The 12442-nt window shown below is 58.9% G+C and carries 15 protein-coding genes; 6 read left to right on the top strand and 9 right to left on the bottom strand.

The window, feature by feature from the left end; genetic code table 11:
- Nucleotides 1-166: 166 nt before the first annotated feature.
- Nucleotides 167-361, top strand: coding sequence for a hypothetical protein (locus tag AC1DSG_RS07650; protein ID WP_477790336.1), 195 nt, complete (start codon nucleotides 167-169; stop codon nucleotides 359-361).
- On the opposite strand, the gene AC1DSG_RS07645 is transcribed toward AC1DSG_RS07650, so the two are convergent.
- The gene (locus AC1DSG_RS07645; RefSeq protein WP_477790335.1) at nucleotides 362-784 is read right to left on the bottom strand and encodes a PA3611 family quorum-sensing-regulated virulence factor; all 423 of its coding nucleotides are present in this window, start codon (nucleotides 782-784) and stop codon (nucleotides 362-364) included. It lies immediately after the preceding gene.
- Nucleotides 785-973: 189 nt separating this feature from the next.
- On the opposite strand from AC1DSG_RS07645, the gene AC1DSG_RS07640 reads away from it, so the two are divergent.
- On the top strand, nucleotides 974-1732 hold the full coding sequence (locus AC1DSG_RS07640) for a tRNA-uridine aminocarboxypropyltransferase (protein WP_477790334.1): 759 nt from the start codon (nucleotides 974-976) through the stop codon (nucleotides 1730-1732).
- On the opposite strand, the gene AC1DSG_RS07635 is transcribed toward AC1DSG_RS07640, so the two are convergent.
- Nucleotides 1725-1949, bottom strand: a complete 225-nt coding sequence (locus tag AC1DSG_RS07635) for a hypothetical protein (RefSeq protein ID WP_477790333.1) — start codon at nucleotides 1947-1949, stop codon at nucleotides 1725-1727. The genes AC1DSG_RS07640 and AC1DSG_RS07635 overlap by 8 nt on opposite strands.
- Here AC1DSG_RS07635 and erdR point away from each other — a divergent pair.
- Entirely contained in the window at nucleotides 1942-2592 is a 651-nt protein-coding gene (gene erdR / locus AC1DSG_RS07630; protein ID WP_477790332.1) for a response regulator transcription factor ErdR, read from the top strand. The genes AC1DSG_RS07635 and erdR overlap by 8 nt on opposite strands.
- Before the next feature lie 75 nt (nucleotides 2593-2667).
- Nucleotides 2668-3030: a diacylglycerol kinase gene (locus AC1DSG_RS07625; protein WP_477790331.1), complete on the top strand. Its 363-nt coding sequence runs from the start codon at nucleotides 2668-2670 to the stop codon at nucleotides 3028-3030.
- Here AC1DSG_RS07625 and AC1DSG_RS07620 read toward each other — a convergent pair.
- Nucleotides 3027-3953 carry a LysR family transcriptional regulator gene (locus AC1DSG_RS07620; RefSeq protein ID WP_477790330.1) on the bottom strand — a complete coding sequence of 309 codons (927 nt, stop codon included), beginning with the start codon at nucleotides 3951-3953 and terminating at the stop codon, nucleotides 3027-3029. The genes AC1DSG_RS07625 and AC1DSG_RS07620 overlap by 4 nt on opposite strands.
- A 122-nt stretch (nucleotides 3954-4075) precedes the next feature.
- Between AC1DSG_RS07620 and fpr the strand changes: the two genes are divergently transcribed.
- Nucleotides 4076-4855, top strand: a complete 780-nt coding sequence (fpr, locus tag AC1DSG_RS07615; RefSeq protein ID WP_008054100.1) for a ferredoxin-NADP reductase — start codon at nucleotides 4076-4078, stop codon at nucleotides 4853-4855.
- Nucleotides 4856-4925: 70 nt separating this feature from the next.
- Here the strand turns inward: fpr and tsaA are convergent, their stop codons facing one another.
- The 6 genes from tsaA to rimO form a co-directional block, all read right to left on the bottom strand.
- Complete coding sequence (gene tsaA, locus AC1DSG_RS07610; RefSeq protein WP_477790329.1) at nucleotides 4926-5627, bottom strand: tRNA (N6-threonylcarbamoyladenosine(37)-N6)-methyltransferase TrmO; 702 nt, start codon at nucleotides 5625-5627, stop codon at nucleotides 4926-4928.
- 169 nt (nucleotides 5628-5796) lie between these two features.
- On the bottom strand, nucleotides 5797-6567 hold the full coding sequence (locus AC1DSG_RS07605; protein WP_477790328.1) for an SDR family oxidoreductase: 771 nt from the start codon (nucleotides 6565-6567) through the stop codon (nucleotides 5797-5799).
- A gap of 173 nt (nucleotides 6568-6740) precedes the next feature.
- A complete protein-coding gene (locus AC1DSG_RS07600; RefSeq protein ID WP_477790327.1) occupies nucleotides 6741-7208 on the bottom strand; it encodes a YehS family protein in 468 nt (155 codons plus the stop codon).
- Nucleotides 7209-7284: 76 nt separating this feature from the next.
- Nucleotides 7285-7995 (bottom strand): rRNA pseudouridine synthase, encoded by a 711-nt coding sequence (locus tag AC1DSG_RS07595; protein ID WP_150780411.1) that lies wholly within the window; start codon nucleotides 7993-7995, stop codon nucleotides 7285-7287.
- Nucleotides 7996-8197: 202 nt separating this feature from the next.
- Entirely contained in the window at nucleotides 8198-8671 is a 474-nt protein-coding gene (locus tag AC1DSG_RS07590) for a GNAT family N-acetyltransferase (RefSeq protein WP_477790326.1), read from the bottom strand.
- Between the two features lie 112 nt (nucleotides 8672-8783).
- Entirely contained in the window at nucleotides 8784-10121 is a 1338-nt protein-coding gene (rimO, locus tag AC1DSG_RS07585) for a 30S ribosomal protein S12 methylthiotransferase RimO (RefSeq protein ID WP_477790325.1), read from the bottom strand.
- A gap of 289 nt (nucleotides 10122-10410) precedes the next feature.
- Between rimO and AC1DSG_RS07580 the strand changes: the two genes are divergently transcribed.
- A complete protein-coding gene (locus AC1DSG_RS07580) occupies nucleotides 10411-12312 on the top strand; it encodes a potassium transporter Kup (RefSeq protein WP_477790324.1) in 1902 nt (633 codons plus the stop codon).
- Nucleotides 12313-12442 lie beyond the last annotated feature (130 nt).

The following is a 12442-nucleotide window of genomic DNA, read 5'->3' as shown; positions in this document are numbered from 1 at the left end:
CAAGGTGAATTCACCGTTTGTCTAAACGCAGGCGAAGTGTTTGGCACTCTGATTTACTAATCTAGAGGTATGACACGACAACTTTGCGTCAAAGGCGGGGCGCGCGGTTCAAGAAGTTGAAGGATTTTTCGCTCAAGCAGGGCGAGGTGCAGGGAGGCGGGACGCTATGACCAGAGTCATTCTGGAGATCGATACGCAACTGTATCGATTGCTCAAATCATCAGCCGAGACCCATCAGTTGAGTCTCGAAGAGGAGTGCTGTCGACGCCTGGAGGGGACCAGGCGACGATCCAGTTACTTGCAGGCATTGCTGGCAGAACTGCGCGCCGAGGATGAACAGCGGCGCGCCAATTCCGAGTGATTACTTTTTCTTCTTGGCCGGTTGCAGGCAATCCGATTCCTTGAAGCGCTCTGTGGCTACCGGACGGTTGGTTTTCACCTCGGTGAACTCGTAGCGCATGGTCGCACCCTTGGCCATCAGCTTGCGAAAGCCCGGGTTATTGCACACGGTGGAGCCCAACTGGAAATAAACCGCTTTGGGGTCGGCGCGCATCTTGTCGGCGTGGCTGCTCTGGACGCTGAGGTGGTTGATCAACTCGGTGCCTTCGACGGTGTAACCCTGATCGAGAATGTCTTCGTTGATCGCCCGGGGAGTGCCGACGCTGCTCTGACTGGCAACGTTTTGCAGCATTTTGTTCAGTTCCGTGTCTTTCAAGGACGCAGCCTGAGCGCTGAAGGACGACGCCAGCAGAATGGCGGCGGTGGGAACGATAAGGCGCAGCATGAAACTCTCCTGGTTCAGTGACTGGTGTTTCGACCCGTCACATGACTGTGCGTTCAGTGGCGGCGAATTATAGGGGACGCGCTCCAGACGGTACAGGCTTGCGCTGGCTGCTCTGATAAACTGGCGCCACTTTTTGCCCTGCCGAGTGCTCTTCGTGTCGATTTTTTTCTCCTGCCGGTGCTGCCTGCGATGAACCCTGCCACCCCACACTTTGCTGCCAACGCCGTAGCCCGCTTGCGCGATGCGCGTGAGGAAGAGGGTATCAAGCCGATTCAGGCCCGAGGCTGGAGGGCTCCACGTTGCCGTGCCTGCCGCGTGATCGAGAGCCATTGCCTGTGTGCCTGGCGCCCGCAAGTCGAGGCGCGCTCGGGGGTGTGCCTGATCATGACCAACAAGGAAGTGYTCAAACCGAGTAACACCGGTTGGCTGATTGCCGATGTGGTACGCGACAACCATGCGTTCATCTGGTCGCGCACCGAGGTTGATGAGCAACTGCTGGCGCTGCTGGCCGACCCACAATGGCAGCCGTATCTGGTGTTTCCGGGCGAGTACGTCGAACCGGAGCGTGTCACTAACAGTGTCGATACGGACAGTTCGAAGCGTCCGCTGTTCATTCTGCTGGACGCTACCTGGACCGAGGCCCGAAAGATTTTCCGCAAAAGCCCCTACTTCGACCGTCTGCCGATCCTGAGCCTGTTGCCCGAGAAGTTGTCGCGATACCGCTTGCGCAGGTCGACCCGCAGCGAGCATTTGTGCACAGCCGAAGTGGCCGCACTGTGTCTGGATCTGGCGGGCGATACGGCGGCGGCATCGGCACTGGACGCGTATTTCGATGTGTTCAGCCAGCATTACCTGGACGCTAAACGTCAGCTGGACATGAACGTTGCAACCCCAGCTCACGCCGAACTGAGGCCCTTCGTGCAAAGCTCGGCCCCGGTCATCAGCTGATTGTCGCCCATACTGCAAAGAACTGTACCGCCCATGCACCTTGACCACCCCGGCTTCGCTGGGCATGCTTGGCGCCGATTGGGGCGCGGCCAGGTTTGATACGCCGTGTTTTTACTTGAACAGCTATGTGATTGGCGTTGAACGTGCCCCGTTGGTACAGCTGCGTGGCTGTACCTTGAGTTGTTTGAAAAAACAGGATCATTTGAAAAATGGCCACATACGAAATCCTGATTGCCGACGATCACCCGCTGTTTCGTAGCGCGCTGCACCAGGCCGTCACCCTGGGCCTGGGCCCGGATGTTCGACTGGTGGAAGTGGCGAGCATTGCCGAGCTGGAAGCCCGCCTGGGTGAAAAGTCTGATTGGGATCTGGTGCTGCTGGACTTGAACATGCCCGGCGCCTACGGTTTTTCCGGGCTCGTGCTGTTGCGCGGTCAGTACCCGCAAATTCCAGTGGTGATGGTGTCTGCTCAGGAAGAAGCGTCGATCATGGTCAAGTCCCGTGAGTTCGGTGCCAGTGGGTTCATTCCAAAATCCAGCGACCTGAGTGTCATCCAGAAAGCCGTACGCGCGGTGCTCGACGGCGATGTATTCTGGCCTCCTCAAGCGTTTGAAGCGGTCAGTGTTTCCGATGAGGCCAAGGCTGCCAGTGAGGGCCTCGCGAGTCTGACGCCTCAGCAGTTCCGGGTGTTGACCATGGTCTGTGAAGGCTTGCTGAACAAACAGATTGCTTACGAACTGAGCGTTTCCGAAGCGACGATCAAAGCCCACGTCACCGCGATTTTCCGCAAGTTGAATGTGCGGACCCGGACTCAGGCGGCGTTGCTCCTGCAACAACTGGAGTCAATTCCGAGCCACTAAACGGCTACCTGTTCACGCTATTTTGACTTTACTTCATCTAGCGTTCCCATTCCTATCTGGTCAGTTGCCTACTCTATGTCACCTTTCAAAGGCCAAACCGGCCTAAAACGCATCCTCAACGCCTCCAGTTATTCGCTGGATGGCCTGCGCGCAGCTTTCACCGGTGAAGCGGCTTTTCGGCAACTGGTGTTGCTCAACGTCATCCTGATTCCGGTTACGTTCTTCTTGAACGTCAGCCGTGTCGAGCAGGCGCTGCTGATCGCTGTTTGCCTGTTGGCACTGATCGTCGAGCTGCTGAACTCGGCAGTAGAAGCAGCCATCGATCGCATCTCTCTCGAATTGCACCCGCTGTCCAAAAACGCCAAGGACATGGGCAGCGCTGCTCAATTCGTGGCGTTGACCATGATCGGGCTGGTCTGGGCGGTCATCCTGCTTTAAGCGATGTTCGGCAGAACGATCTCGTCGCTGCGCTGAACCCCTGCGGTGAAAGCGCGGCACAGGTCGAGGAACTCGCGCATCGCCGACGTCTGATATTTCTGTTTGTGCCAGATGAAATAGAACTGCCGGGCCAGGTCCAGGTCCGGTGTCTCCACCGGCACCAGGCTGCCACGGCGAATGGCATCCCGTAGCGCCAGCCGCGAAATACAGCCAATGCCCAATCCCGACTCCACGGCGCGTTTGATCGCTTCGGTGTGTTCAAGCTCCAGGCGGATGTTCAGTGCGCTGTGATGGTGACGCATGGCCTGGTCGAAGGTCAGCCGCGTGCCAGAGCCTTGCTCTCGCAAGATCCACGCCTCGTGACTCAGCTCCTCCATGGTTGCGATGCCGCRTTTGGCCAGTGGATGCTGGGGCGCGCAAAACACCACCAGTTCATCCTCGACCCAACTCTGCACTTCGATGTCGGGATGGCTGCAATCGCCTTCGATCAGACCCAGATCAATTTCATAGTGGGCAACTTGTTGCACGATATTGGCCGTGTTCTGCACGTGCAGCTTCACTTGGCTTTCCGGGTGGCGCTGCATGAAGCTGCCGATCAGCAGGGTCGCCAGGTAATTGCCGATGGTCAGGGTCGCGCCGACCGCCAATGAGCCGAAACCAGTCYTGCCGTTGAGCAGGTCTTCGATTTCCTTGGATTGATCGAGCAGTGCCACGGCCTGTGGCAGCAGCTGTTTGCCGAGGGCGTTAAGGCTCAGCCGCTTGCCGGCGCGGTCGAACAGCTGGCAGCTGGACTGGCGCTCCAGTTCGGTGATCGAGGTGCTCGCCGCCGATTGCGACAGGTTCAACAGGCCCGCAGCACGGGATACGCTTTCCTGCTGGGCGACGGCGACGAATACTTGAAGTTGACGGAGAGTAAATCGCATATCTATATAACCGATAACCCTTATCTTAATAATCCATTTAACAGATATTGTCTCTGCCTTTAGAATGCGATGCAATTGCGCACATCGATGGCGCAGGCAAAATCTCCAGGAGTCCCACGTACATGAGCAACATGAACCACGAGCGTGTCCTCAGTGTTCATCACTGGAACGACACTCTGTTCAGCTTCAAGTGCACCCGCGATCCGGGCCTGCGCTTCGAGAACGGTCAGTTCGTGATGATCGGCCTGCAACAGCCCAACGGCCGCCCGCTTATGCGTGCTTACTCGATTGCCAGCCCGAACTGGGAAGAGCATCTCGAGTTCTTCAGCATCAAGGTGCCTGATGGTCCGCTGACTTCCCAGTTGCAGCATCTGAAGGAAGGCGACGAGATCATCATCAGCAAGAAGCCTACCGGCACGCTGGTGCTGGATGACTTGAAGCCTGGCAAACATTTGTACCTGCTCAGCACCGGTACCGGTCTGGCACCGTTCATGAGCGTCATCCAGGACCCGGAAACCTACGAGCGTTTCGAAAAAGTGATCCTGTGCCACGGCGTGCGTTACGTCAACGAAGTCGCTTACCGCGAATTCATCACCGAGCACCTGCCGCAGAACGAGTTCTTCGGCGACGCGCTGCGTGACAAGTTGATCTACTACCCGACCGTGACCCGCGAGCCGTTCGAGAACGAAGGTCGCCTGACCGACCTGATGCGCAGCGGCAAGCTGTTCAGCGACATCGGCCTGCCTCCGATCAACCCGCAGGACGACCGCGCCATGCTGTGCGGCAGCCCGAGCATGCTCGACGAGACCAGCGAAGTGTTGAACAGCTTCGGCCTGAAAGTGTCGCCGCGGATGCGCGAGCCGGGTGATTATCTGATCGAGCGTGCGTTCGTCGAGAAGTAAGAAACCTGCATGACTGAAAAGCCCCCATTGCCTGYRCAGGCAATGGGGGCTTTTTTATGCCCGACAGCTCCTACAGGTTAGAGGCGGGAATAACTTCGAGGACGCGAATCAACCCGGCCTCGGGATAATGCCAGCGCACATCCAGATCCCAGAACTGCGCGCCATATTCCCGTTCAGGCGTAGGAATCTGGTAGGCCGGGCGTGGGTCTTGTGCCAAACACTGCTCGATCAACGCCACCAACGGCTCTTCAAGGCGCTGAGCATGACCATGAGCCTGTTGCAGCGCTGAGTCCGACCACTGCACGGGAATCAACTGCGGCGCGGCGCTGGCGATGCTGTTGGAGGCGCTGTCGACGATGTCGGCGTAAGGTACGTAGGGTTTGATGTCGAGAATCGGCGTGCCGTCCAGCAGGTCGATACCGGATATCCACAGGCGATTGGCTTCGACTTTGTCCAGCTTGACCACGGATTGACCGATGCCATTGGGGCGATGCGTCGCGCGGGTGGCAAACACGCCCATGGATTTGTTGCCGCCGAGACGAGGCGGGCGGACCTTCAAACGGGGTTTTTCTTCCAGTGCCTGATGGAACAGGAACAGCAGCCAGACGTGACTGATCTGCTCCAGGCCTTGTACTGCATCACCCTGATCGAACGGCGCGACCAACTCCAGAACACCGCGAGCGGCCGGGGCCAGTTGCGGCTGGCGCGGGATGGCGAACTTCTCCTTGAAGCAGGAGCGCACGAAGCCGATGGGGGAAACGCTGTAGGTCATGGTCTTGGTCGAAGCTGGAGAGAGTGGGCATCATAACCCACCCACAGATCGTTCCCACGCTCTGCGTGGGAATGCAGCTCGGGACGCTCCGCGTCCCAAAGCTGACGCAGAGCGTCCATTGAGGTATTCCCACGCGGAGCGTGGGAACGATCAAGCCGCGCCGCCAATCTCAGAGACTAAACCCACCATCCAAAGGAATGATGTTCCCAGTCATATACGCCCCCGCCGTGCTCGCCAGGCTGATCGCCAGCGCCGCCATCTCTTCCTCCCGACCCCAACGCTTCATTGGAATCAACGCCGTATCGTCCGCCAGCGCCTGTTCATCATTGCCGATATGCTGCGTCATCTTGCTCGGGAAACGTCCCGGCGCAATCACGTTGACGTTGATGTGCTGGCTCACCAGCTCCCGCGCCAGAATCCGCGACAATTGATGTAACGCCGCCTTACTCGGGCCGTAGGCATACGCCTGTTCACCAAAGGAAGAAATCCCGGCCACCGAGCCGATGTTGATGATCCGCGCTGGATTGGCCTCAGAACCGGCTTTTCGCAGCAGCGGCAAAAACTGCTGAATGCAGTTGAACACCGACGTCACGTTGAGCTGCATGACCTTTTCCCAGCCTTTGACCGGGTAGCTCTCCAGAGGCGCGCCCCAGGTAGTGCCGGCGTTGTTCACCAGAATATCCAGATGAGTGAGCTGTTCGCCCAGTTTCGTCGCCAACTGCAGCACACCTTCTTCTGTGGCCAGGTTGGCCGCCACCCCGTGGCAGCGTCCGAATGCGCTCAATTCGTCAGCCGTTTGCTGGCAGGCTTCGGCATCCCGGGCGCAGACGTACACGGTTGCGCCGGCTTCGACATAAGCCTTGGCGATCATTTTGCCGATACCACGGGTGCCGCCGGTCACCAGCGCGGTGCGGCCTTGCAGGGAAAAATACGGGTGCATGGCGAATCCTGAGATCTGAGTGTCAAGACACCCTAGTCGTCAGCCGCCGTCAGCGGAGCCACTATTTTTGCGAGGAATGAGGGGCCATTCGGCCCAGCTGCAGGTTTCAAGCTACAAGCGACAAGCTAGAGGCGATCCGCTTGCAGTTTGCAGCTTGCAGCTTGCAGCTGCCTTTATGCTCTCACTCGAAGAGTGAGCCCTTTGAGGAAGTTGCGCAGCAACTGGTCGCCACAGGTACGGTAGTTGGTATGGCCGAACTTGCGGAACAGCGCGCTCAGTTCAGGCTTGGACACCGGGAACTCGGCGGCCTTGAGAATCGCGTGCATGTCGTCTTCTTTCAGTTCGAAGGCCACGCGCAGTTTTTTCAGGATGATGTTGTTGGTCACCGGGATTTCGATCGGCTGCGGCGGACGGCTTTCGTCCTTGCCACGCTTGAAGATCACCAGGCCATCAAGGAAATGCGCCATGACGTCGTCCGGGCAGCGGACAAAGCCTTCCTCGTCTTCTTCTTTCTTGTCGAGGTAAGTCAGCAGGTCGGCGAGGGGCACGTCCATGCCGCCGAGCTTGATGATCTCGATGACTTTCTTGTCGCTGATGTCCAGCATGTAGCGAACGCTGCGCAATACGTCGTTGTGAATCATGGTGTGCAATCCTGATATTCAGCAGTGGGCGCCGCATTAATCAGCGGCGCCGGAATGTGTGGCGGCGGGAGAAGCCTTAGAACTTCTCTTTGCCGGACAGGTAGCGCCATTGTCCCAGCGGCACTTTGCCGATGGACACGCCGCCGATGCGGATGCGGCGGATGGCGACGACCTTCAGGCCGACGGCCTGGCAAAACAGGGCGATCACGCCCGGTTGCGGGTTCTTCATCGCAAAACGCAGGCGGTTTTCGTTCTGCCAGCTGGCTTTGACTGGCGGCAGTTCCTTGCCCTTGTAGGTCAGGCCGTGGTTCAGGCGGTTGAGGCCGTGAGCCACCATGTCGCCTTCAACTTCGACCACATATTCTTGCTCGATCTTGCTGGCATCGGCAGTGAGCTTGCGCAGGATCTTCCAGTCCTGGGTGAACACCAGCAACCCGCTGGCGTTGGCCTGCAGGTCGGTACTGGCGGTCAGGCGCAGGAAATGACCCTTGAGCGGACGTTTACTGAAGCGGTGTTCTTCGCTCAGGGTCTCGGCGCTCAGGGTGGCCATGGCGGTGTCCGCGTCCATGCCCACGGGCACGTTCAACAGAATGGTCACTGGCTCTGGTGCAGTGGCCTTGGCCTCTGGATCGAGTTCGACTTTTTGAGTGTCGACCTTGAACTGCGGCTCGTCGATGACTTCACCGTCCACGGTCACCCAGCCGCCCTCGATGAACAGCTCAGCCTCCCGACGGGAACAGCCGACGAGTTCGATGAGGCGTTTGGAGAGACGAATCGGGTCAGTCATGACAGGGCCGTAACAAAAAAGGGGTGGGCATTGTACCTGCCTGGCGCCGGTTTATCCCGGCTCCATTTGCATCGTGTGGCATTTAGTGTAGGAGCTGGCTTGCCGGCGAAGAGGCCCGGGGGTCTTGTGGCGATCAATCGGCCGCCTTCGCTGGCAAGCCAGCTCCTACACAAGCCGGCTCCTACAGTTGTTCGGTTTTGTGTCAGCCATGCCGCGAATGCTGCTGACTTTGGCGCAGACGCATGTGCAACAGCGGATAAGGCTGGCCCATGCCGTCAAATTCGGAACGGGCGATCACTTCAAAGCCTTGTTTGAAATAGAACCCCAGCGCTTGTGAGTTCTGTTCGTTGACGTCGAGCTTATCTGCATGCAGGTGTTCCAGGGCATAGCGTAGCAACTGTTTGCCCAGGCCCTGGCCTCGGTGAGCCGGATCGATGAAGAGCATTTCGACCTTGCCGGCGGCGACCCCGGCGAACCCGGTGATGTGCTGGCGCGGGTCTTTGGTGCAGATCAGCATCACAGCATCGAGGTAGCGGGTCAGCACCAGGTCCTTGAGCAACTGGATGTAACTGTCCGGCAGAAAGTCATGGGTGGCGCGTACCGAGTCTTCCCAGACCCGGGCCAGTTCTTCGTAATCGCTCTGTTTCGGCGTGTGGATGACCGAATGTTGGCGCATGGCCGGCTGCCCCTTTTGCAGTTGATGATGCGAATCCTTTCTCCCCCAAACGATAGACGTAAAAAAGCCCCGCATCTCGTCAAGAGAGCGGGGCTTTGCGTATTTTTTGCGTTTAGATCTGTTCAGCCCACAGGTCGTATTCGTCGGCGTCGGTCACTTTGCACCAGACTTTGTCGCCCGGCTTCAAGTTGCTGCCGTTGTCGATGAACACGTTACCGTCGATTTCCGGCGCATCGAAGAAGCAGCGGCCAACCGCGCCTTGCTCGTCGACTTCGTCCACCAGCACTTCGATTTCACGGCCGATGCGCATTTGCAGGCGCGCCGAGCTGATCGCTTGTTGGTGCGCCATGAAGCGGTCCCAGCGGTCCTGCTTGACGTCGTCCGGCACGATGGCCGCGTCCAGCAGGTTGGCGGGGGCGCCTTCGACTGGCGAGTACTGGAAGCAGCCGACGCGATCGAGTTGGGCTTCGGTCAGCCAGTCCAGCAGGTACTGGAAGTCTTCTTCGGTTTCACCGGGGAAGCCGACGATGAAGGTCGACCGGATGATCAGGTCCGGGCAGATCTCGCGCCAGTTCTTGATCCGCGCCAAGGTCTTGTCTTCGAAGGCCGGGCGTTTCATGGCTTTGAGGACTTTCGGGCTGGCGTGCTGGAACGGGATGTCCAGGTACGGCAGGATTTTGCCAGCGGCCATCAACGGGATCAGCTCGTCGACGTGCGGGTACGGGTAAACGTAATGCAGGCGAACCCAGACACCCAGGGTGCTCAAGGCTTCGCAGAGTTCGGTCATGCGGGTTTTCACCGGCGCGCCGTTCCAGAAACCGGTGCGGTATTTCACGTCGACGCCGTAGGCGCTGGTGTCTTGGGAGATCACCAACAGCTCTTTGACGCCGGCCTTGACCAGGCGCTGGGCCTCGTCGAGCACGTCACCGACCGGACGGCTGACCAGTTTGCCGCGCATCGACGGGATGATGCAGAAGCTGCAGCTGTGGTTGCAGCCTTCGGAAATCTTCAGATAAGCGTAGTGGCGCGGGGTCAGCTTGATGCCTTGCGGCGGCACCAGGTCGATCAGCGGGTTGTGATCCTGACGCGGCGGTACGGCGTCGTGCACAGCGTTGACCACTTGCTCGTATTGCTGCGGACCGGTCACGGCCAGCACGCTTGGGTGCACCTTGCGGATGTTGCCTTCTTCGACGCCCATGCAGCCGGTCACGATGACCTTGCCGTTTTCCTTGATGGCTTCGCCGATCACTTCCAAAGATTCTGCCTTGGCCGAGTCGATGAAGCCGCAGGTGTTGACCACCACGACATCTGCGTCCTCGTAAGTGGACACAACGTCATAGCCTTCCATGCGCAGCTGGGTAAGGATGCGCTCGGAGTCGACCAGTGCTTTGGGGCAACCCAGGGATACGAAGCCAACCTTTGGATTGGCCGGCGCAGGAGTGGTGGACATGTCTAACCTCGGTATTTGTGACGCCTCCAGCCGAAGTCGGCAAGGCGACAAACGGGCGCTTTGTCGCGCCTCTGATCAAAAAGTGCGCAATTCTAGCGATGAGTCGCTCACTTGACCAGCTTTATGCAGGGAAATACGACGAGTGCTGCGCTATGCTTCGCGCCGTTAGGCTTTATCGAATTTTTACAGTCAACAAAACGTCTGTAACCATTGGTAAAACAGCGCATGCTGCGTGGCAAAGCATAGTGCTTCTTCCAAAGAAGCCCGGTCTGGGTAGTAGGAGTGGTGGATGGGTCAGGCAAGTAGTCAGGCGGCGGGTGCCGAGCATTCAGCGGCAAAGCCGATCGGCATGCTGGTCGCGGCAGTCGGGGTGGTTTACGGCGATATCGGCACGAGCCCGCTGTACACCCTCAAAGAAGTGTTTTCCGGTGCCTATGGCGTGCCGGTCAACCATGACGGCGTGCTGGGGATACTGGCGCTGATCTTCTGGTCGTTGATCTGGGTCGTTTCGATCAAGTACATGATGTTTGTCCTGCGCGCCGACAACCAGGGCGAAGGCGGGATCATGGCCCTGACCGCGCTGGCCCGGCGGGCGGCGTCTGGGCATCCGAAGTTGCGCACCTTGCTGGTGGTTTGCGGGCTGATCGGTGCGGCGCTGTTCTACGGCGACAGCATGATCACTCCGGCGATTTCCGTCCTCTCCGCCATTGAAGGCCTCGGGCTGGCGTTCGAGGGCATCGATCATTGGGTGGTCCCGCTGTCATTGATCGTGTTGGTGGCGCTGTTCCTGATCCAGAGCCACGGCACCGCGCGCATCGGCATTCTGTTCGGGCCGATCATGGTCACCTGGTTTGTGGTGCTGGGCGCGCTGGGCGTCTACGGCATCATGCAGCACCCGGAAGTGCTGCAAGCGATGAACCCGGTGTGGGGCGTGCGTTTCTTCGTCGTCCACCCAGGCATGGGCGTGGCGATTCTCGGTGCGGTAGTGCTGGCATTGACCGGCGCCGAAGCGCTGTACGCCGACATGGGCCACTTTGGCCGCAAGCCGATTGCCCGCGCCTGGTTCATCCTCGTGTTGCCGGCGCTGGTGCTGAACTACTTTGGCCAAGGCGCGCTGCTGTTGGGTGATCCGGAAGCCGCTCGTAACCCGTTCTACCTGTTGGCACCGAGCTGGGCGCTGATTCCATTGGTGGGCTTGTCGACCCTGGCCACGGTGATTGCTTCCCAAGCGGTGATTTCCGGTGCGTTCTCCCTGACCCGTCAGGCGATCCAGCTCGGTTACATTCCGCGCATGCACATTCGACACACCTCCAGCGCCGAACAAGGCCAGATCTACATCGGCGCGGTGAACTGGGCGCTGATGGTCGGCGTGATTCTGTTGGTATTGGGCTTCGAATCTTCCGGTGCCTTGGCCTCGGCCTATGGCGTGGCGGTGACGGGCACGATGCTGATGACCACCATTCTGGTGTCGGCGGTGATGTTGCTGCTGTGGAAATGGCCACCGATTCTCGCGGTGCCGTTGTCGATCGGTTTCCTGTTGGTCRACGGTCTGTACTTCGCCGCCAACGTGCCGAAAATCGTTCAGGGTGGTGCCTTCCCGGTGATCGCCGGTATCGCGCTGTTCGTGCTGATGACCACCTGGAAACGCGGCAAACAACTGCTGGTGGAGCGCATGGACGAAGGCGGGCTGCCCCTGCCGATTTTCATCAGCAGCATTGCCGTGCAACCGCCGCATCGCGTGCAGGGCACAGCCGTGTTCCTGACTGCGCGCCCGGATGCCGTGCCGCACGCGCTGTTGCACAACCTGCTGCATAACCAGGTGCTGCACGAGCAAGTGGTGCTGCTGACCGTGGTGTATGAAGACATCCCGCGCGTTCCGCCGAGCCGGCGCTTCGAAGTCGATTCCTACGGCGAAGGGTTCTTCCGGGTGATTCTGCATTTCGGCTTCGTCGACGAGCCGGATGTGCCGCAAGCACTGAAGTTGTGTCATCTCGATGACCTGGACTTCAGCCCGATGCGCACCACTTACTTCCTCAGCCGCGAGACGGTGATTGCCTCCAAGCTGGAAGGCATGGCTCGTTGGCGGGAGGGGTTGTTTGCCTTCATGTTGAAGAATGCCAATGGCAATTTGCGGTTCTTTAATCTGCCGTTGAACCGGGTGATTGAGTTGGGTACTCAAGTGGAGATGTAAGCACATCAAAAAGCCCCCGTTGCCGTGAAGGTGGCGGGGGCTTTTTTGTGTCCGGTCACTTGAATTCACTGACCATCCCCTGTGGGAGCGAGCCTGCTCGCGATAGCAGTCTGTCAGTCGACATCAATAG

The organism is Pseudomonas sp. P5_A12 (genome assembly GCF_056400685.1).
The sequence above is the reverse complement of the archived record's forward strand: the minus strand, read 5'-3'. Positions and strand labels throughout refer to the sequence as shown.

Coding starts and splice junctions, on each gene's coding strand:
- AC1DSG_RS07650 (WP_477790336.1), top strand. CDS start 167: ATGACCAGAGTCATTCTGGAGATCGATACGCAACTGTATCGATTGCTC.
- AC1DSG_RS07600 (WP_477790327.1), bottom strand. CDS start 7,208: ATGATTCACAACGACGTATTGCGCAGCGTTCGCTACATGCTGGACATC.
- erdR (WP_477790332.1), top strand. CDS start 1,942: ATGGCCACATACGAAATCCTGATTGCCGACGATCACCCGCTGTTTCGT.
- rimO (WP_477790325.1), bottom strand. CDS start 10,121: ATGTCCACCACTCCTGCGCCGGCCAATCCAAAGGTTGGCTTCGTATCC.
- AC1DSG_RS07590 (WP_477790326.1), bottom strand. CDS start 8,671: ATGCGCCAACATTCGGTCATCCACACGCCGAAACAGAGCGATTACGAA.
- AC1DSG_RS07645 (WP_477790335.1), bottom strand. CDS start 784: ATGCTGCGCCTTATCGTTCCCACCGCCGCCATTCTGCTGGCGTCGTCC.
- AC1DSG_RS07625 (WP_477790331.1), top strand. CDS start 2,668: ATGTCACCTTTCAAAGGCCAAACCGGCCTAAAACGCATCCTCAACGCC.
- AC1DSG_RS07595 (WP_150780411.1), bottom strand. CDS start 7,995: ATGACTGACCCGATTCGTCTCTCCAAACGCCTCATCGAACTCGTCGGC.
- AC1DSG_RS07605 (WP_477790328.1), bottom strand. CDS start 6,567: ATGCACCCGTATTTTTCCCTGCAAGGCCGCACCGCGCTGGTGACCGGC.
- fpr (WP_008054100.1), top strand. CDS start 4,076: ATGAGCAACATGAACCACGAGCGTGTCCTCAGTGTTCATCACTGGAAC.
- tsaA (WP_477790329.1), bottom strand. CDS start 5,627: ATGACCTACAGCGTTTCCCCCATCGGCTTCGTGCGCTCCTGCTTCAAG.